Genomic DNA, 26277 nt, shown 5'->3' on the forward strand with positions numbered 1-26277 from the left:
TTAGGCAAGTTTGATGGCCGAGCCGTCCCGCATAACGGCCGTTTTGGGCCCCACCAACACCGGCAAAACGCATTACGCGATTGAGCGGATGCTGGGCCATCGCACGGGCATTATCGGCCTGCCGCTGCGCCTGCTGGCGCGCGAGGTTTATGACAAGATCGTCGCGCTGCGCGGCCCTTCGGTCGTGGCCCTGGTCACAGGCGAAGAGCGGATCGTGCCGGAGCGCGCGAAATACTGGGTCTGCACGGTTGAGGCAATGCCCGAGGGCATGGGCTGCGATTTTCTGGCAATTGACGAAGTGCAGCTTTGTGCCGATCCAGAGCGGGGTCATGTCTTTACCGAACGGCTGCTGCGCGCGCGGGGCCTGCACGAGACGGTGTTTCTGGGCAGCGATACGATGCGCCCCGCAATTGCCGAACTGGTGCCGAAAGCGCAATTTGTGCGCCGCGAGCGGTTCTCGCAGCTGATGTATACCGGGCCGAAAAAGATCAGCCGGATGGCGGGGCGGTCGGCGATTGTCGGGTTTTCGGTCGAGAATGTGTATGCGATTGCAGAGTTGCTGCGCCGCCAGAAGGGCGGTGCGGCGGTGGTCATGGGCGCGTTGTCCCCGCGCACGCGCAACGCTCAAGTCGAGATGTATCAAAATGGCGATGTGGATTATCTGGTGGCCACCGATGCGATCGGTATGGGGCTGAACCTTGATATCAACCATGTGGCGTTTTCCTCGACCACCAAGTTTGATGGCCGCCGGATGCGCCCCTTGCAGCCCAATGAGCTGGCGCAGATCGCAGGCCGCGCCGGACGGCACATGAATGACGGCACCTTTGGCGTGACAGGCGAGGCCGGACCGCTGCCTGATGAGGTCGTGGGTGCCATTACGGAGCACCGTTTTTTGCCCGTCCGCAAGCTGCAATGGCGCAATGCGGTGTTGCAATTTGGATCGGTCGCACGGCTCATCTCTTCTTTAGAATTGCAAACCCAGGATGACTGGCTGACCCGCGTGCGCGACAGCGATGACCTGATCGCGCTGAAGTCTCTGGCCGAAGACGTCGAGGTGGCCGCGCGTGCCACGGACCCGCAATCGGTCAAGTTATTATGGGATGTGTGCCGTGTTCCGGACTTCCGCGGCATCAGCCATGCGGAACATTCCAGCCTGCTGGCGACGCTTTTCAATGATCTGCACGAACGTGGGCAAGTCTCTGCCGATTGGTTCGCACGGCAGGTTAAGAGAATAGATAGGGTGGAAGGTGACATTGACACCTTGTCGAAACGTCTGGCTTACATCCGTACATGGACGTATGTCGCGCAGCGGAAAGACTGGCTGGATGATGTGAATCATTGGCGCGAGGCAACCCGCGCTGTAGAAGACCGCCTGTCAGACGCCTTGCATGGCGCGCTGACGCAAAGATTTGTTGATCGGCGCACCTCTGTGCTGTTGCGCCGGTTGAAGCAGAAGGAGGGCCTTGTGGCCAACATTAACGACAAAGGCGAAGTGACCGTCGAGGATCAATTCGTAGGACGGCTTGAGGGCTTCCGCTTTAAGCAGGACGCCTCTGCGACGCCGGATGAGGCGAAAACCCTGCGCGCGGCGTCCGTTCAGGCGCTAGCGCCGGAGTTCCATCTGCGCGCGGATCGCTTCTACAATGCCCCCGATACCGAGATTGATTACACCGAGCAGGGCGGCCTGATGTGGGGCGAGCATGCGGTGGGCAAGCTGGTGGCAGGGTCCGACGTGATGAAGCCGACGGTGCAGGCGTTCGTTGATGATGAGGCGGGCGCGGATGTCGCGCAGAAAGTGCAGCGCCGGTTGCAGCATTTCATCGACCGCAAGATCGCGACCCTCTTTGAGCCTTTGTTGAACCTTAGCCGGGACGAGGCGCTATCGGGTCTGGCGCGTGGCTTTGCGTTCCAGATGGTGGAAGCACTGGGTGTGATCCCGCGCGATCAGGTGGCAGATGACGTCAAAGCACTGGATCAGGACGCCCGCGGCGCGCTGCGCAAGCATGGGATTCGGTTTGGTCAGTTCACGATCTTCATGCCGTTACTGCTGAAGCCCGCGCCGACGCGGTTGCGTTTGGTTCTGTGGTCGCTGGCCAAGGGTCTGCAAGAATTTCCCGAAAGCCCGCCCCCCGGTCTGGTCACGATCCCCGTGGTGAAGGATGCGCCCGACGGTGCCTTTACCATGTCGGGCTACCGTGCTGCTGGTGAGCGCGCGATCCGCATCGACATGCTGGAACGTCTGGCCGATATGCTGCGCGCTTGCGACAGCCGCGGCGGGTTTGAGGCGACGGCGGATATGCTGTCGATCTCGGGCACGACGCTGGAGCAGTTTGCCGGGCTGATGGAAGGCCTTGGCTATTCGGCCGAGAAGGGCGAGCGCGAGAAGGTGAAGCCAGTCACCGACGCCATCGCAGAGACGATGACCGGCGGGGATCCTGAGAAAACGCCGGACGAAGCACCTGTACCGCCTGCTGAGGAAACACCCGCACCCGCGCCGCAGGAAATCCCGACGGAGACGCCTGAAGAGACGACACCGCAAGAGCCGATCATCTCGCCCGATGATCCTGAGCTACAGATGGGTCTGGCTGAAGCGGCGACCGATCCGGTTGAGATGGAGGTGTTCTACACCTTCCGCTGGGGTCGCAAGCCACAAGGGCAGCGTCGTCCGCAAGGCGACAAAGCCCCGCGTGGCAAGGGTAAAGGCAAACCGCGTGGTGGGCCGAAGGGCAAGCCGCAAGGGGCCAAGACCTTCAACGCGCGCCCTCCGAAGAAAGAAAAAGCGATTGATCCCGACAACCCGTTTGCAGCCGCGCTGATGGGGCTCAAGGACGGCAAGTAAGTGTCTGACGCCCCGCGTGAGACCATCCGCTTGGACAAATGGTTGTGGCAGGCCCGGTTCTTCAAGACCCGCGGCCTGGCCACGAAACTGGTGCAAGCGGGCAAGGTGCGGGTCGATGGCACGCCCGTTTCCAAACCTTCGCGCGCGGTGGGGGTCGGCGACACGCTGACCTTTCCGCAAGCGCGCCAAATTCGCGTTGTGACGATCACGGCGCTGGGCGACCGGCGCGGCCCGGCCACAGAGGCGCAACAGCTTTACCATGATTTGACCGAGATCAGGGACACTGGCCCCGCTGCCCCGCGATATGAGGGAAAAGGACGCCCTTCCAAGAAGGATCGTCGCAGTCTTGATCTTAACCGCCGCAGCCCGCTTGAATGATCCATTCGGCTGGATTAGCTAAGCGGCAACGCACGTAAGGATGGCCCTCCGAAGATGACCTATATCGTCACCGACAATTGCATCTCATGCAAGTACACCGATTGTGTCGAAGTTTGCCCCGTCGACTGTTTCTACGAGGGCGAGAATATGCTGGTCATTCATCCCGACGAATGCATCGACTGCGGTGTGTGTGAGCCTGAATGCCCTGCGGACGCGATCCGTCCGGACACAGAGCCGGACATGGAAAAATGGGTCGAGTTCAACCGCAAGTATTCGGAGGCGTGGCCGGTTATCATCACCAAGAAAGACCCGCTGCCTGAGGCCGATGACAAAGACGGCGAGACCGGCAAACTGGAGAAATACTTCTCTGAAGCGCCGGGCGAGGGCGGCTAAAGCGATTCGGCTGTCACGTGCAGAAGTGACGCTAGGGCAAGAAGCCTGACATATCGTCTTAAAACACTGATTTTGAACGCTTTTGGCGGCTTCTATGCAGGCGGCGCTTTTGAAGGGGCGTTTTTTGTGTTATATTGATGTTACACAAGTAACCGGACCACGATGTTGTCCCCCCTGCGCCGCCAGCAGGTCGGACCTTAAATCATCAGAGCGACACCATGATCCCGCGGGGGCACTGATCGTGCCACACGGGCTTTTTTGACGCTCCACCCCCCCTTCGGTTCACAGATGAGGATTGATATATGAGTAAAGCCAAGAAATCGGAATTCAGCCCCAACGATTTTGTCGTCTATCCGGCGCATGGCGTTGGCAAGATCGTCTCGATCGAAGAGCAGGAAGTGGCCGGCATGACGCTGGAGCTGTTCGTGATCTCGTTCGAGAAGGACAAGATGACGCTGCGGGTTCCGACGAACAAGGCAACCGAGGTGGGCATGCGCTCACTCAGCTCACCCGATGTGGTGTCCAAAGCGATGACGACGCTGAAGGGCAAGGCCAAGGTCAAGCGGGCGATGTGGTCCCGCCGGGCTCAGGAATATGAGCAGAAGATCAACTCGGGCGATCTGATCGCAATTGCAGAGGTCGTGCGCGACTTGCACCGTACCGACGATCAGCGCGAGCAAAGCTATTCTGAGCGTCAGCTCTATGAAGCCGCTCTGGAGCGTCTGACGCGAGAGATTGCTGCGGTGGACAATGGTGACGAAGTCGCCGCCGCCAAGCAGATCGGCGACGTGCTGGAAAGCCGCATCGCCGCGTAACGACGCCCTTTGCGTAATAAAAAAGGCCGCTGTCGGATTTGGCAGCGGCCTTTTTCTTTTTAATGCGGTGACTTAGTCATATGCGCCGCCAACCTCGATCACGCGATCGCCGGGCAAGACAAGCTGATTGGCGTAAAGCTCACGCGGAAGATCATCATCAATCGCGCCTGTGACGGTCACCGCCATATCCACAGTCACGGGCATCGCGTGCGGTCCGATATAGACGGGGATCGTGCCAGATGCATCTGCCAGCACGAACGTGTCTTCATCCACGATCCGGTCCACCGAGCCCGACAAGGTGACCGGCCCGGAGGTCGGCGCATCAGCGATCGACAGGCTGTCACGGGCAAGGGCGGCTCCGGCGAGGCCGGTGGCCAAAGCCGCAAAGAACATAACCCTAGTCAAGAGCGATCCCCAGAAGGCCAAGTGCGACGAGCGCTGCCACGAGAAATGCCCATGTGGGGGCCGTTACCGTCAGCGGTTTGCCCAGCCATGCAGAGATATCTTTCGTATCTGCCTGTGTCGGAGCCTGTGATGTTGGGGTCTTGGTGTCTTGCGTCATCGGAATCCCTTTCTTGACGTTTGTCGGTTCAAATCTGTCAGTCGTGGGGGGTCTGCGAAGGAAATGGGTATGAAACGGGGCCGTTCAAGGCGACCAGACCGACAGCGCACCGGTCTGGCGGTTTTTTGCTCTCAACGTGGTGGTGGTGCCTAGAAATGCGGCGCGAGAGACCATCCGTTGTCTTTGCGCCATGTCCGGTTGTCAGGTGGCTTTGATGAGCTGCCCCGATCAGGGGGGAGTTTCATCATCCGTGGTGACCCTGAACAGCTTGCGCGGGATTGCAGACTTTAGCGGAAGGGATGGAATGCACCGAGGGTCGGGCCGTGAGGACGGCAGTGGACAGGTTTGGCTGCCTTAAGTCCTTCAGGCACCTGACCTAAGGGACGCTGTCGCAAGAGAACGGAGACAACGCGGAGCCACGCACGAGGCAGGGCACATCGGATCATGTCAGGATCGGTTGGCTGATTGGGAAATGGCAAGAGGTCGCCGAAAGCCCGGCAGGACTGGCGTCACAATTCCATTCACCTCGCAAACCGGTATTGTTGCGAGTGATTGTCAATTCGGATGCTTTAATGAAAGCAAACCAACGCAACAGCTATGTGACAGGTCTCCGAAAAGCGTTGGCTGCGGCGGCTTCTGGCTGGTTGCGCTTTCCAGGTTTGCTGTTTTGCACGGTTGGGCTGGTCGTATGCGTTTTTTGCGCGGGGTTGTTGCGCCCCGGACTTGTCACAGAAGATGGCCCGCTCGAAAACGCCTCTGCTATCCTGTTTCTCTTTGGGAGCCTGATGGGGGCATGGCACCTTCTAAATCCCAATCATATCAACGCTTTGGACCGGCGTTTGATCCTTGCGACAACACTGCTGTCTCTGTTGTTCTTCCTCAGCGAGATCAGTTTTGGAGCGCGCTATTTTGACTTGGACATGCCGCAGATGGAGGGCGGTGGCGAGTTCGACGGCGGTCATGATATCGTAATCATTGTCTTTCGGATGCTGATGAAAGGTGACGCAATTTCTGCTGTCATCGCAGGCTTTTTGGCGGTCAGCGCGCTGTGCACAGTTTCGCTTGTCTACCTGCTGCGCACGCCGCTCCAGCGCTTTTTACAGGATGCGTTTCACTTTGCGCTCGCAGTTCTGTTGGCTTTGCTGGCCAGCGCGGTTTTGCTGGATTTGCACCCGTCCCGGACGGTCGCAAAGCTTGAGGAGGCGTTGGAATTCGCCGCAGCCTTTGTTGTGGTCTGGGCATTCTTTGTCGTGGGTCGCGGTTAGGCCGCGCCGAGTATCGTCGCAAGCGTCAGGAGTGTTGCGACCTCGCTGATTTGTTGTGTGGCCCCCAGAATATCACCGGTCTGTCCGCCGATCTTGACCTTCGCGACTGCGCCAACGGCCAGTGCAGCCCCTGTCACAACGAGAATCAGCGTCACACCGCTCAACCCGATAGACAAAAGCACGGCCACAACAGCCAGAAGTATTGCGAGACCTGCCGCACCCATCTCGGGTCGTCCGACGCGCTTTGACAGCCCCCCGTCGCGGGCGTTTGGCAGGGCGGTCATCACGCCAACCATCGCCGCGCGGCTGAGCATGGCCACTGCGATCAGGGCCGGCAACAGCAAGCCTGCCTCTATCACCGCCGTCAGCCCCAGCCAGCGCAGCAGCAGCGACAATATCAATGCGATCACCCCGTAGCTGCCGATCTGGCTGTCTTTCATGATCTCCAGCCGGCGCGCCGGTTCCCAGCCGCCCCAAAGCCCGTCTGCCGTGTCGGCCAACCCGTCCTCATGGAGCGCCCCGGTGACCACGATCAGCGCAACCAGTACCAATGCGGCAAGGACGGCAGGCGTCACGACGTCGCTTAACGCCCAAGCGGGCAGGCCCACCAGCAGCGCCAGCACAAGCCCGACCAACGGGTAGGCCCACGCCGCTTTGGCCCCGCGTGCGATCGCGTTATCGGCGTCCACGGGGATCGGCAAACGGGTCAGCAATCCCAGCGCTGCGGGGATATCTGTCAGCGACATCAAGCCGCTGTCGGATTTTGCCATCAAAAGGGCCTTTCTGAACAGCTTTGCATAGGGTCTAAGACATAGTGATCCCGAGAACCACAGTTTTGGACTGGCCCTTATGACGACCTTTACGACCCTTGACGAATTCCGCGCGGTGCTGGCTGCGCAACCCGGCCCGGACGCTGCGGCTATCGAAGCCGCGCGGGAACGTAACGGCCAGCTGACCAAGCCCCCAGGCGCGCTGGGCCGTTTGGAGGATCTGGCGATCTGGTATGCAGGCTGGCGCGGGGACGGGCGACCCCAGATGGCGGCACCGCAGGTCATTGTCTTTGCAGGCAATCACGGGGTGACGGCGCAAGGTGTGTCTGCCTTTCCGGCGGAAGTGACCGAACAGATGGTGCTCAATTTCCAGCATGGCGGGGCCGCGATCAACCAGTTGAGCCAAACCGCAGGCGCGATGATGAGCGTCGAGGCGTTGGATCTGGATAAGCCTACGGCCGATTTCACCCAAAGCCCTGCCATGACCGAAGCAGAGCTTTGTGCGGCGCTGCAAACGGGATGGGATGCGGTCACCCCCGAGGCTGGGGTGCTGGTCGTCGGCGAGATGGGCATCGGCAACACGACCTCTGCGGCGGCGATCTGCCATGCACTTTACGGTCGCACGGCTGCTGACTGGACTGGGCGCGGCACCGGGGTCGATGACGCGGGACTCGCGTTGAAAACCCGCGTGGTGGCCGAAGGGGTGGCACGGCATCAATGCGAAGACGGGCTTGATACGCTCAAATGTCTGGGCGGGCGTGAAGTTGTCGCCATGGCAGGCGCGATTGCCCGCGCCCGGGCCGAGCGGATCCCCGTGATCCTTGATGGCTTCATCTGCTGTGCGGCAGCGGCCTGCCTTGAGCGTGCGCAACCCGGCGCGCTGGATCATACTGTGGCTGGCCATCTGAGCATCGAAGGCGGCCACGCCGCGCTGCTCGACGCCCTGGACAAAGCGCCACTTCTGTCGCTGGGATTGCGTCTTGGGGAAGGCTCTGGCGGGGCGCTGGCGCTCAACATCCTGAAAGCGGCGGTGGCGTGCCATTCAGGCATGGCGACTTTTGCAGAGGCCGGGGTCAGCGACGCCTAGCCTTTCGCTTTTTCAAAGCCTCCAGCGTCGCGACTTGGCGAAGCCGCTGCGCAATCTCTCAAGCGGCATTGTCGCCCTTCTTCTCATTGAGCTGATGCACCAGCGCGGTCTCCAAATCCTTGTTCAGCTCTTGCGCGCGGGCCACGTATTCAGGGTTATCCGTGACATCGACACCGGGCTTCCAAAGGCTTGCCAGCTCCAGCATCGCGGCGCGGTCAAGTTTGTAAAAGGCCTTCTCGTTCTCTGAGGCCTCAAACTCGGTCAGGCCCATATTCTCCAGCACATAGCGGCCCGCGCGCAGGGAGCTGTCAAACATCTCGCGCACAATATCATCGGCCCCTGCACGGTAAAGCTCGTAGACATGAACCCGGTCACGGGCGCGGGCGACGATGTGTAGATCGGGGCGCTCACGGCGCGCAATCGTGACAATGCGCGTGCACGCATCGCGGTCATCCATGGCAACGACCAGCACCTTGGCGGTTTTCAGGCCTGCGGCATGTAGCAGCTCGGGGCGGGTTGGGTCGCCAAAGAAGCCACGGAAGCCGAATTTGCGCATCAGCTCGACCGTGGCCAGATCGCTGTCCAGAACGATGGTGTTCAGCCCTGACATCTGCACCATGCGGTTGACCACTTGGCCAAAGCGGCCAATGCCCGCGATGATGATCTCGCCTTGTGTATCAATCGCATCAGGCGTCGTGTCGACTTCTTCAGTCATGCGTTTGGAGAGCTGGTCATAGGCGATAAACAGAAGCGGTGTGATCAGCATCGACAACGCCACAATCAGCAGAAGCATCTCGCCCATCCCGGGGCTCAGCACGTTTTGCTGCAGAGAGAAAGAGATCAGAACAAAGCCGAACTCACCCGCTTGGGCCAGGCCCAGTGTGAACAGCCATTGATCCCGGCCCTTCAGCTTGAAGATCAGCGACAGCCCGTAAAGGATCAGGCCCTTCACCAGCATCATGCCCAGCGTCAGCCCGACGATGGTGAAGAACGCCCCAAAGAGCACTGAAAAGTTGATGCCTGCGCCGACAGTGATGAAGAAAAGCCCCAAAAGCAGGCCCTTGAACGGCTCGATATCGGCCTCAAGCTCGTGACGGAATTCCGTGTTGGCCAGCACCACGCCGGCCATGAAAGTGCCAAGGGCGGGCGAGAGGCCCACAAGTGTCATCAGCACGGCGATGCCCACCACGATCAGCAAGGCGGTGGCCGTATACATCTCGCGCAGGCGCGCATGGTGGATGAAGCGAAACAGCGGGCGGGTCAGGAAGACACCGGCCAGGATCACGGCGGCGATCATCGATAGCGTCACCAGCGTGACGCCCCAGCCGGGGAGCCCTTCGACCAGTGACAGGGAATGGCCGTGGCCATCCTCATCCGCCGCCAGCGCCATGGAGCCGTCGGGGTTCAACTGGACAAGCTCGCCAATCGCAAGAAGCGGCATGAGCGCCAGCATCGGGATTACCGCGATATCCTGTGTCAGCAGCACCGAAAAGGTCGCGCGCCCGCCGCCGGTCTGCATCAGCCCTTTTTCAGTCAGCGTTTGAAGGACAATCGCGGTCGAGGACAGCGCGAAGATCAGACCGATGGCCAGTGACAATTGCCAAGGCTGCCCCAGCGCCATGGCCGCGGCCATGATACAGCCTGTGGTCAGGGCGACCTGCATGCCGCCCAACCCGATGAGCCGGTCTCGCATGTTCCACAGCACGCGCGGCTCCAGCTCAAGCCCGATGAGAAAAAGCATCATCACGACGCCAAATTCGGCGAAATGCTGAAGATCCTCTGTCTCTGAGCCAACAAGTCCCAAAAGTGGGCCAATCACGATCCCGGCGAGGAAATAGCCCAGAACCGAACCAAGGCCCAAACGGGCAGCGATAGGTACAGCAATCACGGCGGCCAGCAGGTAAATGGTTGCTTGAAATAGGAAACTTTCCATCGGCGGGGGTCCCGTCGGGTTCGAATGGTCAGCTGTGGCACGGTTCGCGTGGCTAACGCGGCGCGATTAGCTGCTGGGAATCTTCAAGGTTAGATTGCGGCCGGATTTGACGTAGCGCAACTCGCTTTCGCCAATCGCGGCAACGCGCCCACCATCAATGCGGTCACCGACTTTCACTTTCTTGAACCGACCATTTCGCATTCGCACCAAAGCGCTGCGCGAGGTGGGTTTTCCGAAGACGCCGATCAGGTTGATGCGGCGCAGGTTGATCGCGTTTTCCATGGTGGCGGCGCGCGACACGGTGGTTGGGACCGGGCCTGAGGGGCGCACACTGCGCGGCGCGACAGAGGCCACGACGCGGCCGGTGGCTGCGGGTTGCTGCGCCCGCGCGCGCGCGACGACACGGTCGAAATTGCGCGGGCGTGTCTGCGGTTTACGCGACACGGTGGCGGCCAGTCGTGTGCCGGTGGCAAAGGGATCGGGCCCGGCGGTCGGTTGTTCGGGCGGGTTTCCAACTGCGGCTGCAGCGGCTGCGGCCGCGGCTGCAATCTCGGCGGCCAGTTCCTGCGGCGCTTTGGGGCGCAATTGCGGACGGATGCTGGCAAATTCTTCGCGGGTGCGTCCGCCAAGCTGGGCGCGCTCATTGGCGTCTTGCAGATCCGTCGGACGGGCCTCGGGGCGAAGGGCTGCGAGGCGCGCATCGGGTTCGGGCGTGGCTTCGACTTCCGCCGCGCGTTCGGGGCGTAGCGGCACGGTCAGGGGCGGGCGGCCCGCATAGACCAGCACGCCATCGGGGGACAGCGCGCCTTCGGGTGTTGCAATCACGCGGCCCTGGTCATCCAGCGCGTAGGTCTGGTCAGGGGCGGCAGGCGGCAACGGCGTGGCAGGCAAAGCGTCGCCGCGCAGGGTTTGCAGCTCGGGCAGGGCAATTGCGTCGGAGGGCTGCACTTGCGGGTCGATGGAGGCCACGTAGAGCTGATCGAGATTTTCAACATTCGGCGCGGGCGTCGCACGTGGCGCGCGTTGCCAGATGCCGGTCGCGGCATAGCGCGCGGCCAGTTCGGTGTCGCTCATCGGTTGAGGTGGCACGACAGGCGCGGGCAATGCCGGAAGCAGCTCTTCGGTGGGTGCGTCGATATCGGGCAATGCGTCCGCGATGACGGTTTGCGCAGGCTCTTCAGGCGCCGGCTCCGTGGCGACGTCGGCCAGATCAACGCTACTTTCAGTTTCAAGCACCGCGTCACTTTCGCCAAGCGTCATCGACCACAAGGCCACGACCGCCAGCACCGCCAAAAGCACCAGCGTCAAAACAAGGCCGAGATAGCGGGGTTTCCCGCCAATCTGCGCTTGCGCCGGGGTGGGGGCCGCGTCGAGGTCAGGTTCCGGCGGGGCGGGCGCGGCCTTGGAGGGCAGCGCCACGGCACTTTTGCCCGTGACTGGTGGGCTTGGCTTTGGAGCGGGCGGCTCTGCACCGCCAAGAGGAGCAGCTGCGGCCTTCACCGGTGTCGCCGACAGGCTGATGCGCGGGGCGACGGTTGTGCTGGCAGGTACTTCGGGTTTTGGAACGGCCAACGGCGGGGCCTCCCGGCGGGACGCAAATGCGGGGGGCGGTTTGGGCGTATAGGCCCCGTCGATAGGCAGAAGGGCCGCGCCACGCGCGAGTGTCGGGCTGTCAAAGACCGGGCGCACCGGGAAATCTGACGTCTTGGGCGCTGCGATGAAACCCGAGGCAGTGAAGCCATGCTCTTGCACAAAGCCTCGCGCCTCGGCCAGCGTTTCCCGTGCAACGGCGGCCACGTAAAGCGTGTCTCCCACGCGCGCCCAATCATAAGCCAGATCGCTGACCGCGTAGGGCGTCGCGCCATCCAGCGCCGCAATGGCGGTTGCCGCATCATCGCCGTTGGCGGGCACCGCGATGTATTTGATCTGATCGTCCGGCAAGATCAGCAGGCAGGAGAACGCACCCCCCGCGACCGCCTCGCCTTTCGCGCGCAATCCGGCAAGCGCGGCTGCCATGTCGTCGCTGTCAAGCGCGGCCTCGCCCACGACCTTCCATGCATCCTCATCGGCCACCAAAAGCTGGGTGGTCGGCATTCTCAGAAGTAGCGCGAAATCTGCTGACATGGCCTCGTGGAGCACTCGTTGCTGGCACCTTTTCGCCAGACTACCCGGTCTGGCGCGGAAGGGGAAGAAAAAGCCAAGGATCCCATGGCGGGCTGCGTCAAAGGGACGTAACACTCAGACAAACGAGCACAGGAGAGCTTGAGATGCGTTGGATTTTGATCGTTGCGATGTTGGTGGCCAGCCCGGTTTGGGCGCAAGAAGACGGGCGCATTGTCGTCACCGGAGAGGGGCGCATCACGGCGGTGCCGGATATGGCGACGGTGCGGATGGGGGTCACGGCCGAGGCGACAGATGCGGCAGACGCGATGGCGCAAGTCTCGCAGACAATGATCCGCGTGCAGGGCGTGCTGGAGGCCGCTGGCATTGCGCCGCGCGACATCCAGACCACGGCGCTGCAATTGAACCCGCGCTGGGACAACCGCGCGACACGCGAAGGCGAAGCCCCTCGGATCATTGGATATTTCGCCGAAAACGGGATCAGCGTGCGCGTGCGCGACCTGACCCAGCTGGGCGATGTGCTGGGGGCTGTGGTGACAGATGGGGCCAACCAGTTTCGCGGTCTGACCTTTGATATCGCTGACCGCGCGCCGCTGTTGGAAGAGGCGCGTCGCGCCGCCGTTGCCGAGGCGCGTGCGAAGGCCGCACTTTACGCGGATGCAGCCGGCGTGACCCTCGGCACGATGATCGAGTTGCGCGAGGTCGGGGTGCAGATGCCCACGCCAATGGTTGCTGAAATGCGTATGGCAAGTGCCGATATGGCCGTGCCTGTGGCCGAAGGTGAGATGGTGATCTCGGCCTCCGTGACGATGATCTTTGCAAGCGAGTAAGCCCGCGACACGCCCGCGTGGCGACAAATCCGCACCCCCGGTTTCGACTGGGGGGCGTTTAAGGCAGGGTGTCCGCGAAAAGTCACGCCAGTTCGGTGGGACTGCATGATAATGATTACGAAAGGGACGACCCTATGAGCGAAGTGAAAACCGGCGATACGGTGAAACTGAACTACACCGGCACCTTGGCCGACGGCACGGTTTTTGACAGCTCCGAAGGGCGCGATCCGCTGGAGTTCACCGTGGGTTCGGGCCAGATCATACCCGGTCTCGACAAGGCTATCCCCGGCATGTCTGTGGGCGACAAGCAGACGGTTCTGGTGGCGTGCGACGAGGCTTATGGTCAGGCCGACCCGGATGCCCGTCAGGCCGTCCCGCGTGACCAGATCCCTGCAGATATCCCGCTTGAGATCGGCACGATGCTGCAAATGCAGACCCCCGATGGCCGCGCGATGCCCGTGAAGGTGATCGAGCTGTCAGACGAGAGCGTGACGCTGGATGCCAACCACCCGCTGGCCGGGCAGGATCTGGTGTTCAACATTGAACTGCTTGAGATCGCCTAGCGGTCAAACTCGGTAATCACTGCGACACCCGCTTGCTGCGCACCGTCCATGGCGCGCAGCGCGTCGGTGACGCCTGAGAGCGGCAGGCGCGCGGTGACGAGCTGGGCGATATTCAACTCGCCCGCTTCGATCTTGGCGAAAAGCGCGGGGAAGCCTTGTGCGCCAAGTCCGCGCATTCCGTGCAAGGTCAGTTGGCGCGCGTAGACCAGCTCAAGCAGGGGCAGCGGGACCGTGGCATGATCGCCCACCGGCATGCCGACTTGCACATGACGGCCCAATTTGCGCAAGGATTTCAGCGAGGCGTCGAACGTGTCGTAGATGCCAAGCGCATCAACAGAGACATGCGCGCCACCATCGGTGAGTTCGCGGATTTCTTCGGGTGCCCCGCCGCCGCGCGCGTTCACCACCGCGTCAGCACCCAAGGCGCGGGCCTTGTCCAAAGCATCATCGCTGATATCCACCGCGACGACCTGGGCGCCCATGGATTTGGCAAGCAAAACGGCGGACAGGCCCACACCGCCTGATCCATGCACCGCCAGCCATTCGCCGGGACGCAAGGCGCCGCGGTCGGACAGGGCGCGCCAAGCGGTCGTGACGCGGCAGCCCATGCCCGCGGCCTCGGCAAAGCCGATAGCCTCGGGGATGTGGACCAGATTGTAGTCGGCATGAGGGATTGCGACGTATTCTGCAAAGGCACCCCAGAAGGTGAAGCCGATCACGTCTTGGCTTTCGCAAACGGTTGGCTGGCCTGCGCTGCAATCAGAGCAGGTGCCGCAGCCCAAGATGAAGGGCGCTGTAACACGGTCACCTTGCTTGAAGGCCGTGCAGTCGGGGCCGACCTCTGCCACGACACCGGCAAGTTCATGGCCCATGATATGCGGCAAGGCCACGTCAGGGTCTGCACCGACCCACGCGTGATGATCTGACCGGCAGACGCCGCAGGCCTCCAGCTTGATGACGGTCCCGTCGCGCGGGCAGGTGGGGTCGGGAACCGTTTCGATCCCGACCGTGTTCCCAAACGCGCGCAGCAAAGCCGCCTTCATTGCGCTATGCCGTCGCTTTTGCCAGCGCCTGATCCAGATCGGCGATCAGGTCGTCGGCATCCTCGATCCCGATAGAGATGCGAACCACATTCGGCCCTGCGCCAGCTGCTTCCTGCTGCTCTGCCGACAGTTGCCGATGTGTGGTCGAGGCAGAGTGGATGATCAGCGAGCGGGTGTCCCCAAGGTTGGCGACATGGCTGAAAATCTCAAGGTTATCAACAAGTTTGACGCAAGCTTCATAGCCGCCCTTGATTGCAACGGTGAAGAGGCCACCCGCCCCACGCGGACAGATTTTCTTGACGCGGTCATAGTAAGGCGACGAAGGCAGCCCTGCATAGGTCACGTAGTCGACGCGCGGATCGGTCTCGAGCCAGGCAGCGACTTTCTGAGCGTTCTCCACATGACGCTCCATGCGCAACGACAGGGTCTCGATCCCCATCAGCGTGTAATGGGCGGCTTGCGGGTTCATCGTCATGCCCAGATCGCGCAGGCCGATGGCGATGCCGTGGAAGGTGAAGGCCAGCGGGCCAAACGTCTCGGCAAATTTGAGGCCGTGATAGGCAGGCTCTGGCGCGCTGAGGGACGGGAATTTGTCATTCGCAGTCCAGTCGAACTTGCCGCTATCCACGACGCAGCCGCCGGTGACGGTGCCGTTGCCGGTGAGGTATTTCGTGGTCGAATGCACCACCAGCGTCGCGCCATGCTCGATGGGGCGGCAGAGGTATGGCGTGGCCGACGTGTTATCGACGATCAACGGAACCTCGGCTGCGTCGGAAATTGCACTGATCGCGTCCAGATCGGTGATATATCCGCCCGGATTGGCAATTGCTTCGCAGAAAACTGCGCGTGTGTCGTCATTGATCGCAGCTTTCACCGCGTCCAGATCGTCGAAATCAACGAAGGTCGCGGACCAGCCGAAGCGCTTGATCGTCTGGGAGAACTGCGTGACCGTGCCGCCATAAAGCCGGGTCGAGGCGACGACGTTCTTGCCCGGGCTCATCAGCGGGAAAAGCGCCATGATCTGTGCGGCGTGACCGGACGAGCAGCAAACCGCGCCGACGCCGCCTTCAAGCGTCGCGATGCGTTCTTGCAGAACGGCGACGGTCGGGTTGGTCAGGCGCGAGTAGATATAGCCGACTTCCTGAAGGTTGAACAAAGCAGCGGCGTGATCGGCATCGCGGAAGACGAACGCGGTGCTTTGGTAGATCGGGGTTTGCCGGGCGCCTGTGGCCGGGTCGGGCCGCGCGCCTGCGTGGATTTGCAGGGTGTCAAAGCCGTAGCTGGGTCCGTCGGTCATGATGTGCTCCTCAAGGCATCTGTCAAAGGGTCGGCGAAAGGTGTAGGGCAGTTGGGGCGGCATCACAACTGCTAGAGCATGGGCCGTGTTGGGAGAGGGACAGCATATGGCACAACCGTTTCATCTGGCGTTCAACGTTCGCGATCTGGACGAGGCGCGAGACTTTTATACCGGCGTCATGGGCGCGACCGAGGGGCGTTCGACAGACACCTGGGTCGATTTCGACTTCTACGGCAATCAGTTGAGCCTCCATCTGGGCGAGCCGTTTCCAACCCAGGCCACGGGCCATGTGGGCGAGCATCTGGTGCCGATGCCGCATTTCGGTGTGGTGCTGGGCAAGGCCGAATGGGACGGTCTTGCGGATCGCCTGAAGGCCGCAGGCGTTGCCTTTGTCATCCCGCCATCGGTGCGCTTTGAAGGGGAACCCGGCGAGCAATGGACGATGTTCTTTCGCGACCCGTCCGGCAATCCGGTCGAGGTGAAGGGCTTTCGCGAAATGGCAGGTGTCTTCGCGGGCTGAGGGTTGCGGATCTTTAGGTATTTAGAGACAAAAGAAGGCGCCACATGCGTTAAGGTTAATGCGCGCTTAGCAGCTTCTTTTGTCCGTAAATACCTCGGGGTTTGGGGTGGAACCCCAAGGAGGTTGCCAAGTTTTCACTAGACTTCAGATTACCGCCTTTTCCGTGATTTTCTTCGAAATTCACCTGTCGGGGTCGTTGAAAGTGCGGGGCACTTTCAACGCAACCAAAACCCTTCTCGTTTGATCGTATTCCGGATTGCCTGTTCCTTGCGGGGCAGGTTGTCCCGATCAAAGAGAGCGCGCACCTTGTGGCCGCGCTTTTGGTAAATCATCCGCTTGATCGGATCATACTGCTTGAGCACTTTCTTCAACTTGTTCGGCGCGGATACCTCTTCCAGCACCTCGACCACCCGGTCTGCCTCGCGCGCATAAAGCAAGGGCAGCACGCGGTAATGGCATGTGACCGAGCCATCCAGCAAGCCGTCAGGCAACGTATCGCGCCCGCCTTTGAAGCTGTGGATCACAAGGGGCAAGGCGACTTGATCCAGCCATGGGTCCAGCGATTGGCACACGAGCTCTGCCGGGGCGTCGTCGCGGATCGCGCAGGCGTATTCGGCAAAGCGCTGACCGAAAGCAGCGGGGTCTTTGTAGAAGAACCAACCTGCGTTGAAATAAAGATAGCGCCGCCAGTACTCGTCAGGTTGGCTCAGATCGAGCGAGCTTTCGAAGTCGAGGCCGAACTTGTCGTAAAGCGACCCCCAGATCTGGTTATATCCGGGGCCATAAAGTTCTAGTTTCGGCCATGTGTTTTCCCGCCGCATGGAGGCTTGCGGCTTGGTAAATTTGAACGGCACCTCGGTAATCTCATCCAGAACCAGCGTGTCGGTATCGAAGAACACGAACGGCTCTTTTTCGGGCAGGCAGGCCAAGGCTTCGATCTTGTTGCCATAAGGATAGGCCGCGCCGAAATGGCGACTCTCGAACGGCAGGATCGTCGCACCAAGCTCGTCTTCCAGAACGGTCCGCACATCGTCGGTCATCCGCGGATCGCGGGGCCAGAGGGGGCCCGGCTGCGGCTCGGCTACCACAAGTTTGCCGTTAAATTCGGGGCTGTTGGCGCGCAGGGACGCGGCAAAGAGGATCGCCTCGTATTGCAGCCGACCGGCTTGCCCGACGATCAGGATATTGAACGGTTTTTTGGGGGCCATGCTCTGCCTGCCGGTTTGTTGACGCCCAGTATAGGTGGCCGGGCGCGCGCGTGAAAGAGGTTACTCGGGAAAGACGCGGGCCAGCGTCGCAACAGTGTCAGGGTCAGGGGCAGTGGCGCGGCGGGAGAGCCTGTCAAACTGCTTCCAATTGGTGCTGATCGCGCGGAAATGCCAGTAGCCTGCGCGCGACGTCCGTGTGAGGCGGGCCAGCGGCGGCAACTCGAACCCGTGCACATCCCATTGCAGGCGCCTAAGTGGGCCTGTGGGCACGATGCAGGATTTCGGGGGGCAAGGGCCAACATCCTCGATGATCCCAAGGTGATCGCGGTGGCGGGCAAATCCTTCATGGCCTTCCACCGGAAAGCGCCAGATGCCGGGGAAGGTCACAGCACCCAGCAGGCTCTTGCGCGCCAGATCGAAGATGGAGCCGGACTTGCTCCAGACCAGCTCGTCTATGTCGCAATTCAACACGGCGCGTGCGCGGCTGAGATAGCGCATCCGCACGGCATTCAGCAGTGCTGTTTGCAGAAACTTGGCACGGCGCGAGAAGGGCTTTAGCCCGAACGGGCCGTAGGCGAAGGGGGCAGGCAAGATCAGCACGTCTTCCAGTCCGGTGGAAAGTAGCGTCTGGGCCAGTTCCTCGGGCGTATAAGCGGTGGAGCCATTGTCGATGACGATCATCGCCTGCAGGCCGTGCTCGACAATATGATACTGCGCGAAATCCTTGAGCCAGATCAGATCGTTGTCGCGGCTTATGGCCAGATGGACATTCTTGCCGCGAAACCGGTTCCAATCCGCGCGCATAATGGGTGTGCTGAGATCCATATCCTCGGCGCGCAAACTCAGATGTGCAGGCTGCAAAGGCGCATTGATGCGTACGATGTCATGGCGGCGATGGGTGCTGATGCGGGGGCGCGCGGCGGGCAGGGCGTCCAGCAAAACGGTGCCGGTTTTGAAAAGCCGTGCGAGGTTCAACAGGCGTGGGCAGGTCAGGACCACATCGCGCCCGTCCCAGATCGCATCATACCAAAGCGTGCTGAAATCATAGCCCGCGTCATATCCCTCGGGGCGGTATTGCGCCTCGACGATGTGGTCCCGGCGAGGGCCATCAACGGGCAGCACCGCGCTGTTCAAAGGGGCGACATGCAACATGAAAAGCGGCGTAACGTGTTGGCGCCGACCCGTCCAGAGAGCGTCGCGGATTAACGCGATAAATCAGCAAAGCGCGTGGCGATTGTCAAAATTATCCGGTAATTGCTTCTGGGCAAGGCTGACGAGATCTCCGTAGGCGCGTCCGTCGAAATTGTTCAAGGTAACCACTTTAGAGGAGAGCGCCCATGACATCGCGGTATCAAAGCACCCAAGGCGGCCTGCCAACGCAGCAGGATTTGATGACCGGGCGTGCGGTGTTCACAGAAAGCTATGCGGTGATCCCGCGCGGTGTGATGGCCGACATTGTCACCAGCGCGTTGCCGTTCTGGGATGCGACATTCGCCTGGGTTCTGGCGCGCCCGCTTTCAGGCTTCGCCGAGACGTTCTCGCAATATCTGGTCGAGGTTGCGCCGGGGGGCGGCTCGGTCCGACCCGAGACGGAGGACGGCATCGAATCCGTGCTGTTTGTGATGGATGGCACGTTGGAGCTTGTGCTGGACGGGCAAGCTCACATGTTGAGCCCAGGGGGATATGTCTACATCCCGCCGACCAGCAGTTGGACCTTGCATAACCGCCACGATGAACCGGCGCGGTTCTTGTGGATTCGCAAGCGGTATGCCCCGGTGGAAGGGCTGGGAACGCCTGAGGCTTTCGTCACCCGCGAACAGGATGTCGAGGCAGAGCCGATGCCCGACACCAATGGTGGCTGGGCCACCCAGCGCTTTGTGCGGTCGGATGATCTGCGCCATGACATGCATGTCAACATCGTGACGTTTGAGCCGGGCAGCGTGATCCCGTTCGAGGAAACCCATGTGATGGAGCACGGGCTTTTCGTGTTGGAAGGCAAAGCGGCCTATAAGCTGAACCGCGACTGGGTCGAAGTGCAGGGGGGTGATTTCCTCTGGCTGCGCGCATTTTGCCCGCAGGCCTGTTATGCGGGTGGTCCGGGCCAGTTTCGCTATCTGCTCTATAAAGACGTGAACCGGCATGCCGCCTTCGGGGTCGGTCTTTAGGTATTTAGAGACAAAACAAGCAGGCTCCGGCGCGTTAACCTTAACGGCGCCTTCCGGCTTCTTTTGTCCTTAAATACCTAACGGCAAGGTCTACCTCACGCGCCCAGACTTTCCGACAGCGACCGCGCGGCGGCCATCACTTGGGTCGCGATGCGCGGGATTTCAGCATCGGTCATGCGGCTTGTGGGGCCGGAGACCGACAAACCGGCGACGGCCAATCCAGACGCATCGCGCACCGGGGCCGCGACGCAGCGCATACCCGTTGTCTTTTCCTCGTCATCAAATGAATAGCCTTGGGCGCGGATCGTCTCCAGCTCTGCCTCAAGGGCGGGCAGGGAGGTCAGGGTCTTGCCGGTGAACGCCTCCATCGGGGTGGCGCGCATGATCCGGGCGACCTTTTGCGGATCGAAAGTGGACAGCAGTGCCTTTCCGATGCCGGAGGCGTGCATTTGGCTTTGCGTGCCGGGGGGGAAGAAGGCGCGGATGCTTTCATGGGTTTCGACCTGAGAGATGAAGAGGACCTTGCCGCCGCGCTCCACGCCCAGATTTGCGGTCTCGCCGGTGCTGTCCATCAGGGCGGCCATTGTGGGCCTTGCTCGCTCCACCACTGAAGTGCGGCGCAGAAAGGCCGACCCCATACGAAACGCGCCTGCGCCGATGGCCCAAGTCTGGTTGATCTCTTCAAACTCGACCACATCGCGGCCTGCGAAGGTCGACAAGACGCGGTAGACGGTGGCCGCCGACTGCTCCAGATCAGAGGCGATCTCGGACAGGGTCGCGCCGGGATGTATGGCCAGATAGTCGAGGATATCAAGTGCCCGATCAAGCGACTGCACGCGATTCTGTTCCGACTTGTCGTTAAAGGCGCGAGGTCGCCCGCGCGCACGTTTTTCCGCCATTTTTGATCCCTTCGCGTTTTATTTTTTCATTTATCTGCGCTATAGGTCCTAAAATGAAAAAATATAAGCATTTGTTTTATATGGTTTTTCGTATTTTATGCTCATAATGAAAAACTTTTTCAAAAATATATCAAGTCAAAACGCACTCCCGTATAAACTGGGCAACCATTGATGAGGGAGGAGCCATCATGTCATTCCAGAACCCCGTTTTCATTCCCGGGCCGACAAATATGCCCGAGAGCCTGCGCAAGGCGTGTGATATGCCAACGCTGGATCACCGCAGCTCGATCTTTGCCGAGATGCTTTATCCTGCGCTGAACGGCGTGCGGCGCATCCTGAAAAGTGATGTGGCCGAGGTGTTCATCTTTCCATCCACCGGCACCGGCGGTTGGGAGACCGCGATCACCAACACGCTCAGCCCCGGCGACACGGTTCTGATGGCGCGCAATGGCATGTTCTCCCATCGCTGGATTGATATGTGCGAACGCCACGGGCTGGATGTGCAGATCATCGACGTGGCTTGGGGCGAGGGCATCCCGGCTGATCGCTTCGAGGAGGCGCTGACCGCCGACAAAGGCCATAAGATCAAAGCGGTTCTGGCCACCCATAATGAAACCGCAACAGGCGTGAAATCCGACATCGCGGCTGTGCGCAATGCGATGGACGCGGCAAGCCACCCGGCGCTGTTGTTGGTTGATGGCGTGTCCTCCATCGCGTCGATGGATTTTCGCTTTGATGAATGGGGCGTCGACATCGCCGTGACCGGTTCGCAAAAAGGCTTCATGCTGCCCGCAGGTCTGGCGATCACGGCCTTTAGCCCGAAAGCCACAGCCACGATAGAGGCCGCCAAGCTGCCGCGTACCTTCTTTGATATTCGCGACATGCGCGCGGGTTACGAGAAAGGGGCCTATCCCTACACGCCCGCCGTCGGCCTGATGAATGGTCTCAAGCAATCCTGCGATATGTTGCTGGACGAAGGGCTTGAAAATGTCTTTGCGCGCCACACCCGTTTGGCCACTGGCGTGCGTGCGGCAGCGGGTGCCTGGGGCATGCCCCTTTGCGCAGCCTCGCCGGACGTGTATTCTGACACGGTCAGTGCCGTTCGCACCCCTGAGGGGTTCAACGCGACCGATATCGTGACCCATTGTGCCGATACCTACGGCATGGCTTTCGGGGTTGGTCTGGGCGATGTGGCGGGCAAAGTGTTCCGAATCGGGCATCTGGGGATGCTCACCGATGCGATGGTTCTTTCGGGTCTCGCCACCGTTGAAATGGCGATGGTTGATCTGGGTCTCGATGTGAAACTAGGGTCTGGTGTTGCGGCCGCGCAAGAGATTTACCGCAACACGGCGTCCACTGATTTGAAGAAAGCAGCGTGATGAAAGATATGGCACCTGAGTATATCCCAACGATCGAAGACGTGCTGGCCGCCCATAAGCGGATCGAGCCTTACATTCACCGCACGCCCGTGCTGACCTCGTCCTATTTCAATGAACTGACGGGGGCAGAGCTGTTCTTCAAATGCGAGAACTTCCAGAAGGCGGGCGCGTTCAAGGTGCGTGGGGCCTCGAACGCGGTCTTCGGTTTAAGCGACGAGATGGCTGAGAAGGGTGTCGCCACCCATTCCTCAGGCAATCACGCGCTGTCTTTGTCCTACGCCGCAGGTCGTCGCGGCATCCCGTGCAACGTGGTCATGCCGCGCACAGCGCCAGAGGCCAAGAAAGCCGCCGTGCGGGGCTATGGCGGGATTATCACGGAATGCGAACCCTCCACCACCTCGCGCGAAGAGGTGTTCGCTGAAGTACAGGAGCGCACCGGCGCGGAGTTCGTGCACCCCTACAATGACCCACGCGTCGTGGCAGGGCAGGGCACGTGCTCGAAAGAACTGATGGAGCAGACCGACGGCTTGGATTGTGTGATCGCGCCCATTGGTGGTGGTGGCATGGTGTCGGGCACCTGCCTGACGCTGTCCAACCTCGCGCCCGAGGTCAAGATTTACGCCGCCGAGCCCGAGCAGGCCGACGACGCCTATCGCAGCTTCAAAGCGGGCCATATCATTGCTGATGACGCGCCTGTCACAATTGCCGACGGCTTGAAGGTCCCGCTCAAAGACCTCACATGGCATTTCGTCAGCAACCATGTGACCGACATTTTCACCGCGTCCGAGGAAGAGATTATCGACGCGATGAAGCTCACATGGCAGCGCATGAAAATCGTGATCGAGGCCAGCTGCGCCGTTCCGATGGCCACGATTTTGAAGAATAAGGACGTTTTCGCGGGCAAGCGCGTAGGCGTCATCATCACCGGAGGCAATGTCGATATGGACACATTGCCTTGGATCAAAGGTTAAGAGGGAGAGAACCTATGAACGCACCAGTGAAATTCGACGACCTTGAGGTCGGTTATGACATCCCCGCCGCTATTGGCATGGATGAGTCTGAGATCCAGACGCCGTGCCTTGTGCTCGACCTCGACGCGCTTGAGCGCAACATCGAAAAGATGGGCCGTTTCGCCCGCGAAATGGGCGTCCGTCACCGCGTGCATGGCAAGATGCACAAATCGGTCGATGTGGCTTTGCTTCAGGAAAAGCTGGGCGGCTCTGTCGGCGTTTGCTGTCAGAAGGTATCCGAGGCCGAGGTTTTTGCCCGTGGTGGTATCAAGGACGTCATGGTCTCCAATCAGGTTCGCGACCCGGCCAAGATTGACCGTCTGGCACGTCTGCCCAAGCTGGGCGCGCGTGCGATCTGCTGCGTGGATGATGTCGACAATGTCGCCGATCTGTCGGCAGCTGCCGTCAAGCACGGCACGGAAATCGAATGCATCGTAGAGATTGACTGCGGCGCAGGTCGCTGCGGCGTGACGACAACGCCGGAAGTAGTTGAAATCGCGAAAGCTATTGACGCTGCCGAGGGTCTGAAATTTGCAGGCATCCAAGCCTACCAAGGCGCGATGCAGCACCTCGACAGCTATGACGAACGCAAAGCCAAGATCGACATTGCCGTCGCCATGGTGAAGGACGCCGTCGACACCCTGAAAGACGAGCACGGTCTTGAGTGCGACATTGTCGGCGGTGGCGGCACCGGTTCCTATTATTTTGAAGGAAACTCCGGCGTTTATAATGAATTGCAGTGCGGCTCCTACGCGTTCATGGACGCAGATTATGGCCGTATTCTAGACAAGGACGGGAACCGTATCGACCAGGGGGAATGGGAAAATGCCCTGTTCATCCTGACCTCGGTGATGAGCCACGCCAAGGCCGACAAAGCGATTGTCGACGCCGGTCTCAAAGCCCAATCCGTGGATAGCGGCCTGCCCGTGATCTTTGGTCGTGATGATGTGACTTATGTCAAATGCTCGGACGAGCATGGCGTGGTCAGCGACCCAAAAGGCGCGCTGAAGGTCAACGACAAGCTGCGGCTTGTGCCGGGCCACTGCGACCCGACCTGCAACGTGCATGACTGGTATGTTGGTGTTCGCAACGGCAAGGTCGAAACGCTCTGGCCCGTGTCGGCGCGTGGTAAAGCCTACTAATCATGACTGCACAATCTGAAGGTATCGTGATCGTCCCGGAAGGGGCGATCGCCGATCTCATTGACGCTGATGCGAGCTTTGAGGCCGTTGAATCTGTGTTCGCCGCCATGTCGCGCGGCGATGCGTATAATTTCCCCGTCATCCGTGAAGCCATCGGCCATGAAGATGCGCTCTATGGCTTCAAAGGGGGCTTCGACAAATCCGGCATGGCGCTGGGCCTCAAGGCTGGCGGCTACTGGCCGAACAACTTGGAAAAACGCGGGCTGATCAATCACCAGTCCACTGTGTTTCTGTTTGATCCCGATACCGGCAAGGTCAAGGCGATGGTCGGCGGCAACCTGTTGACGGCCCTACGCACGGCAGCCTCATCCTCGGTGTCGATCAAGCATCTGTCGCGCCCTGACAGCAAGGTTCTGGGCATGATTGGCGCAGGCCATCAGGCCACGTTTCAGCTGCGCACCGCTCTCAAGCACCGCAATTTCGAAAAGGTCATCGGTTGGAATTACCACCCCGACATGCTGCCGAACATTGAAAAGATCGCGACCGAGGCTGGCCTGCCCTTTGAAGCCGTCGATCTGCCCGGAATGGTCGAGGCCGATGTGATCATCTCGATCACCTCCGCCTTCTCCGCCTCGCTGATGGCTGATCACGTCAGTCCCGGCACGCATATCGCAGCAATGGGCACCGACACGAAAGGCAAGCAAGAGGTCGACGCAGCGCTGGTTGCAAGCGCCACCGTCTTCACCGACGAGGTCGCCCAGTCGATCAGTATCGGAGAGGCCCAGCACGCCATTGCCGCAGGCACGATCAAGGAAAGCGACATCGCTGAGGTCGGTGCAGTCATCAACGGCACCCACAAGGGCCGGACCAGCGATGATGAGATCACGCTTTTCGACGGCACGGGCGTCGGTCTGCAAGACCTTGCCGTGGCAGCAAAAGTGGTTGATCTTGCGGTGGAAAAAGGTGTGGCGCAACGGGTCGATTTCTGACCCTCGCCAGAGGGACAGACTATGACGATCCGCATTGCAATCAACGGCTTGGGGCGCATCGGGCGCTCCATCCTCCGGCTCTTGGCGACAGAGAAGGGCGACGGGTTCGAACTCGTCGCCCTCAACGATATCGCCGCGCCTGATCTGGTCGCCTACCTGCTGAAATACGACACCGTCTTCGGCCTTTACCCTGGAGAGGTTGGCCATACCGACGATGCCCTGATCCTCAACGCCACCCATATCCCGCTGACGCAAACCCCCGATATCTCTGGTGTTAACCTTAATGGCGTCGACCTGCTGCTGGAATGCACCGGCAAAGCCGACACCCGCGCCTGGGCCGAACGAGGCCTGAGAGCAGGCGCCAACAAAATCCTCATCTCCGGCCCGTCACCCGAGGCGGATCTGACCTTCGTCATGGGTGCCAATGACGCGGCCCTCAAAGACCAAACCATCGTCTCGAACGCGTCCTGCACCACCAACGCGCTGGCCCCGACGCTTAAACTACTCGACGATGCCTATGGCCTGATCTCGGGCCACATGACGACGATCCACTGCTACACGGGCAGCCAACCGACCGTAGATGCCCCGCGAGGCGATATGGTCCGCTCCCGCGCTGCTGCGCTGTCTATGATCCCCACGACAACCAGTGCCGCGACCCTTGCCGATCTCGTGCTGCCAGAGCTTGCCGACAAAGTCACCAGCCACTCCGTCCGCGTTCCTACCGCGTCGGTCTCGGCGGTCGATCTGATTGTTCAACTTGAAAATTGCCCTGATACCGACACCGCCAATGCGATGCTCCGAGCTGCCCCCGCGCCGGTCTTTGCCCATACAGACGACTGCGTCGTTTCAAGCGATCTGCGCGCGCATCCCGCTTCGATCATCTTCGCCACGCCTGAGACGTCCCGCGTAGGCCGCGATATGCTGCGGGTCTTCGGTTGGTATGACAACGAATGGGGTTTTTCGAACCGGATGCTTGATGTGGCGCGTCTGATGACATCATAGGCTTTTATTCTGGCCCAGATATCCCCGCCGGAGGCGCATAAAAAAGGCCTCCGCCCGAAGGCAGAGG

At 60.7% G+C, this 26277-nt stretch carries 25 protein-coding genes; 15 read left to right on the plus strand and 10 right to left on the minus strand.

Annotated elements, in window-relative coordinates:
* Positions 1-13 precede the first annotated feature (13 nt).
* The 4 genes from KUW67_RS06140 (at position 14) to KUW67_RS06155 (ending at position 4425) form a co-directional block, all read left to right on the plus strand.
* Entirely contained in the window at positions 14-2839 is a 2826-nt protein-coding gene (locus tag KUW67_RS06140) for a helicase-related protein (protein WP_224824419.1), read from the plus strand.
* On the plus strand, positions 2840-3217 hold the full coding sequence (locus KUW67_RS06145; RefSeq protein WP_224824420.1) for an RNA-binding S4 domain-containing protein: 378 nt from the start codon (positions 2840-2842) through the stop codon (positions 3215-3217). It begins immediately after the preceding gene.
* Between the two features lie 54 nt (positions 3218-3271).
* Positions 3272-3610 (plus strand): ferredoxin FdxA, encoded by a 339-nt coding sequence (gene fdxA, locus KUW67_RS06150; protein ID WP_224824421.1) that lies wholly within the window; start codon positions 3272-3274, stop codon positions 3608-3610.
* A 302-nt stretch (positions 3611-3912) separates the two neighbouring features.
* Positions 3913-4425, plus strand: coding sequence for a CarD family transcriptional regulator (locus KUW67_RS06155; protein ID WP_224824422.1), 513 nt, complete (start codon positions 3913-3915; stop codon positions 4423-4425).
* Between the two features lie 72 nt (positions 4426-4497).
* On the opposite strand, the gene KUW67_RS06160 is transcribed toward KUW67_RS06155, so the two are convergent.
* Both KUW67_RS06160 and KUW67_RS06165 read right to left on the minus strand, forming a co-directional pair.
* Entirely contained in the window at positions 4498-4830 is a 333-nt protein-coding gene (locus KUW67_RS06160) for a hypothetical protein (protein ID WP_224824423.1), read from the minus strand.
* Complete coding sequence (locus KUW67_RS06165; RefSeq protein ID WP_224824424.1) at positions 4823-4987, minus strand: hypothetical protein; 165 nt, start codon at positions 4985-4987, stop codon at positions 4823-4825. The genes KUW67_RS06160 and KUW67_RS06165 overlap by 8 nt, the downstream gene beginning before the upstream one ends.
* 572 nt (positions 4988-5559) lie before the next feature.
* Here KUW67_RS06165 and KUW67_RS06170 point away from each other — a divergent pair.
* Positions 5560-6252 (plus strand): hypothetical protein, encoded by a 693-nt coding sequence (locus KUW67_RS06170; protein ID WP_224824425.1) that lies wholly within the window; start codon positions 5560-5562, stop codon positions 6250-6252.
* Here KUW67_RS06170 and cobS read toward each other — a convergent pair.
* On the minus strand, positions 6249-7022 hold the full coding sequence (gene cobS / locus KUW67_RS06175; protein WP_224824426.1) for an adenosylcobinamide-GDP ribazoletransferase: 774 nt from the start codon (positions 7020-7022) through the stop codon (positions 6249-6251). The two genes, KUW67_RS06170 and cobS, sit on opposite strands and share 4 nt — an antisense overlap.
* Before the next feature lie 79 nt (positions 7023-7101).
* Here cobS and cobT point away from each other — a divergent pair, with 79 nt between their 5' ends.
* Positions 7102-8109, plus strand: a complete 1008-nt coding sequence (gene cobT / locus KUW67_RS06180; protein ID WP_224824427.1) for a nicotinate-nucleotide--dimethylbenzimidazole phosphoribosyltransferase — start codon at positions 7102-7104, stop codon at positions 8107-8109.
* A 58-nt stretch (positions 8110-8167) separates the two neighbouring features.
* On the opposite strand, the gene KUW67_RS06185 is transcribed toward cobT, so the two are convergent.
* Together KUW67_RS06185 and KUW67_RS06190 are read right to left on the minus strand one after the other, a co-directional pair.
* Positions 8168-10042 carry a cation:proton antiporter gene (locus KUW67_RS06185; protein ID WP_224824428.1) on the minus strand — a complete coding sequence of 625 codons (1875 nt, stop codon included), beginning with the start codon at positions 10040-10042 and terminating at the stop codon, positions 8168-8170.
* Positions 10043-10108: 66 nt separating this feature from the next.
* Positions 10109-12166: a hypothetical protein gene (locus tag KUW67_RS06190; protein WP_224824429.1), complete on the minus strand. Its 2058-nt coding sequence runs from the start codon at positions 12164-12166 to the stop codon at positions 10109-10111.
* A 143-nt stretch (positions 12167-12309) separates the two neighbouring features.
* On the opposite strand from KUW67_RS06190, the gene KUW67_RS06195 reads away from it, so the two are divergent.
* Together KUW67_RS06195 and KUW67_RS06200 are read left to right on the plus strand one after the other, a co-directional pair.
* Positions 12310-12993 (plus strand): SIMPL domain-containing protein, encoded by a 684-nt coding sequence (locus KUW67_RS06195; RefSeq protein WP_224824430.1) that lies wholly within the window; start codon positions 12310-12312, stop codon positions 12991-12993.
* A gap of 134 nt (positions 12994-13127) precedes the next feature.
* On the plus strand, positions 13128-13556 hold the full coding sequence (locus KUW67_RS06200; protein WP_224824431.1) for a peptidylprolyl isomerase: 429 nt from the start codon (positions 13128-13130) through the stop codon (positions 13554-13556).
* Here KUW67_RS06200 and KUW67_RS06205 read toward each other — a convergent pair.
* Both KUW67_RS06205 and KUW67_RS06210 read right to left on the minus strand, forming a co-directional pair.
* Positions 13553-14599, minus strand: a complete 1047-nt coding sequence (locus KUW67_RS06205) for a zinc-dependent alcohol dehydrogenase family protein (RefSeq protein ID WP_224824432.1) — start codon at positions 14597-14599, stop codon at positions 13553-13555. The two genes, KUW67_RS06200 and KUW67_RS06205, sit on opposite strands and share 4 nt — an antisense overlap.
* A 4-nt stretch (positions 14600-14603) precedes the next feature.
* Positions 14604-15896, minus strand: a complete 1293-nt coding sequence (locus KUW67_RS06210) for an O-acetylhomoserine aminocarboxypropyltransferase/cysteine synthase family protein (protein ID WP_224824433.1) — start codon at positions 15894-15896, stop codon at positions 14604-14606.
* Between the two features lie 106 nt (positions 15897-16002).
* On the opposite strand from KUW67_RS06210, the gene KUW67_RS06215 reads away from it, so the two are divergent.
* Complete coding sequence (locus KUW67_RS06215; protein ID WP_224824434.1) at positions 16003-16416, plus strand: VOC family protein; 414 nt, start codon at positions 16003-16005, stop codon at positions 16414-16416.
* Positions 16417-16631: 215 nt separating this feature from the next.
* Here the strand turns inward: KUW67_RS06215 and KUW67_RS06220 are convergent, their stop codons facing one another.
* Positions 16632-17624: a hypothetical protein gene (locus tag KUW67_RS06220; protein WP_224824435.1), complete on the minus strand. Its 993-nt coding sequence runs from the start codon at positions 17622-17624 to the stop codon at positions 16632-16634.
* Positions 17625-17684: 60 nt separating this feature from the next.
* On the minus strand, positions 17685-18776 hold the full coding sequence (locus tag KUW67_RS06225; protein WP_224824436.1) for a hypothetical protein: 1092 nt from the start codon (positions 18774-18776) through the stop codon (positions 17685-17687).
* Between the two features lie 185 nt (positions 18777-18961).
* Here KUW67_RS06225 and KUW67_RS06230 point away from each other — a divergent pair, with 185 nt between their 5' ends.
* Complete coding sequence (locus tag KUW67_RS06230) at positions 18962-19789, plus strand: bifunctional allantoicase/(S)-ureidoglycine aminohydrolase (protein WP_224824437.1); 828 nt, start codon at positions 18962-18964, stop codon at positions 19787-19789.
* A 95-nt stretch (positions 19790-19884) separates the two neighbouring features.
* Here KUW67_RS06230 and bhcR read toward each other — a convergent pair whose 3' ends face one another.
* A complete protein-coding gene (gene bhcR, locus KUW67_RS06235; protein ID WP_224824438.1) occupies positions 19885-20688 on the minus strand; it encodes an HTH-type transcriptional regulator BhcR in 804 nt (267 codons plus the stop codon).
* Between the two features lie 188 nt (positions 20689-20876).
* On the opposite strand from bhcR, the gene bhcA reads away from it, so the two are divergent.
* From bhcA to KUW67_RS06260, 5 genes are read left to right on the plus strand one after another with little or no spacing between them, the layout of a single operon-like run.
* The gene (bhcA, locus tag KUW67_RS06240) at positions 20877-22067 is read left to right on the plus strand and encodes an L-aspartate--glyoxylate aminotransferase BhcA (RefSeq protein ID WP_224824439.1); all 1191 of its coding nucleotides are present in this window, start codon (positions 20877-20879) and stop codon (positions 22065-22067) included.
* Entirely contained in the window at positions 22067-23038 is a 972-nt protein-coding gene (gene bhcB, locus KUW67_RS06245) for a beta-hydroxyaspartate dehydratase BhcB (protein ID WP_224824440.1), read from the plus strand. Before bhcA ends, bhcB begins: the two co-directional genes overlap by 1 nt.
* A 14-nt stretch (positions 23039-23052) precedes the next feature.
* Positions 23053-24219 (plus strand): 3-hydroxy-D-aspartate aldolase BhcC, encoded by a 1167-nt coding sequence (bhcC, locus tag KUW67_RS06250; RefSeq protein WP_224824441.1) that lies wholly within the window; start codon positions 23053-23055, stop codon positions 24217-24219.
* A gap of 23 nt (positions 24220-24242) precedes the next feature.
* Positions 24243-25208 (plus strand): iminosuccinate reductase BhcD, encoded by a 966-nt coding sequence (gene bhcD / locus KUW67_RS06255; RefSeq protein WP_224824776.1) that lies wholly within the window; start codon positions 24243-24245, stop codon positions 25206-25208.
* Positions 25209-25229: 21 nt separating this feature from the next.
* Complete coding sequence (locus tag KUW67_RS06260) at positions 25230-26210, plus strand: type I glyceraldehyde-3-phosphate dehydrogenase (RefSeq protein ID WP_224824442.1); 981 nt, start codon at positions 25230-25232, stop codon at positions 26208-26210.
* Positions 26211-26277: the final 67 nt, after the last annotated feature.

Origin of the sequence: Cognatishimia sp. MH4019, from assembly GCF_020177595.1 — a bacterium.
Taxonomy (GTDB): domain Bacteria; phylum Pseudomonadota; class Alphaproteobacteria; order Rhodobacterales; family Rhodobacteraceae; genus JAHTBL01.

Excerpts from the sequence above, each read along its gene's own strand:
- KUW67_RS06140 (WP_224824419.1), top strand. The coding sequence starts at position 14 with ATGGCCGAGCCGTCCCGCATAACGGCCGTTTTGGGCCCCACCAACACC.
- fdxA (WP_224824421.1), top strand. The coding sequence starts at position 3,272 with ATGACCTATATCGTCACCGACAATTGCATCTCATGCAAGTACACCGAT.
- KUW67_RS06155 (WP_224824422.1), top strand. The coding sequence starts at position 3,913 with ATGAGTAAAGCCAAGAAATCGGAATTCAGCCCCAACGATTTTGTCGTC.
- KUW67_RS06165 (WP_224824424.1), bottom strand. The coding sequence starts at position 4,987 with ATGACGCAAGACACCAAGACCCCAACATCACAGGCTCCGACACAGGCA.
- KUW67_RS06170 (WP_224824425.1), top strand. The coding sequence starts at position 5,560 with ATGAAAGCAAACCAACGCAACAGCTATGTGACAGGTCTCCGAAAAGCG.
- cobS (WP_224824426.1), bottom strand. The coding sequence starts at position 7,022 with ATGGCAAAATCCGACAGCGGCTTGATGTCGCTGACAGATATCCCCGCA.
- cobT (WP_224824427.1), top strand. The coding sequence starts at position 7,102 with ATGACGACCTTTACGACCCTTGACGAATTCCGCGCGGTGCTGGCTGCG.
- KUW67_RS06185 (WP_224824428.1), bottom strand. The coding sequence starts at position 10,042 with ATGGAAAGTTTCCTATTTCAAGCAACCATTTACCTGCTGGCCGCCGTG.
- KUW67_RS06190 (WP_224824429.1), bottom strand. The coding sequence starts at position 12,166 with ATGTCAGCAGATTTCGCGCTACTTCTGAGAATGCCGACCACCCAGCTT.
- KUW67_RS06195 (WP_224824430.1), top strand. The coding sequence starts at position 12,310 with ATGCGTTGGATTTTGATCGTTGCGATGTTGGTGGCCAGCCCGGTTTGG.
- KUW67_RS06200 (WP_224824431.1), top strand. The coding sequence starts at position 13,128 with ATGAGCGAAGTGAAAACCGGCGATACGGTGAAACTGAACTACACCGGC.
- KUW67_RS06205 (WP_224824432.1), bottom strand. The coding sequence starts at position 14,599 with ATGAAGGCGGCTTTGCTGCGCGCGTTTGGGAACACGGTCGGGATCGAA.
- KUW67_RS06210 (WP_224824433.1), bottom strand. The coding sequence starts at position 15,896 with ATGACCGACGGACCCAGCTACGGCTTTGACACCCTGCAAATCCACGCA.
- KUW67_RS06215 (WP_224824434.1), top strand. The coding sequence starts at position 16,003 with ATGGCACAACCGTTTCATCTGGCGTTCAACGTTCGCGATCTGGACGAG.
- KUW67_RS06220 (WP_224824435.1), bottom strand. The coding sequence starts at position 17,624 with ATGGCCCCCAAAAAACCGTTCAATATCCTGATCGTCGGGCAAGCCGGT.
- KUW67_RS06225 (WP_224824436.1), bottom strand. The coding sequence starts at position 18,776 with ATGTTGCATGTCGCCCCTTTGAACAGCGCGGTGCTGCCCGTTGATGGC.
- KUW67_RS06230 (WP_224824437.1), top strand. The coding sequence starts at position 18,962 with ATGACATCGCGGTATCAAAGCACCCAAGGCGGCCTGCCAACGCAGCAG.
- bhcR (WP_224824438.1), bottom strand. The coding sequence starts at position 20,688 with ATGGCGGAAAAACGTGCGCGCGGGCGACCTCGCGCCTTTAACGACAAG.
- bhcA (WP_224824439.1), top strand. The coding sequence starts at position 20,877 with ATGTCATTCCAGAACCCCGTTTTCATTCCCGGGCCGACAAATATGCCC.
- bhcB (WP_224824440.1), top strand. The coding sequence starts at position 22,067 with ATGAAAGATATGGCACCTGAGTATATCCCAACGATCGAAGACGTGCTG.
- bhcC (WP_224824441.1), top strand. The coding sequence starts at position 23,053 with ATGAACGCACCAGTGAAATTCGACGACCTTGAGGTCGGTTATGACATC.
- KUW67_RS06260 (WP_224824442.1), top strand. The coding sequence starts at position 25,230 with ATGACGATCCGCATTGCAATCAACGGCTTGGGGCGCATCGGGCGCTCC.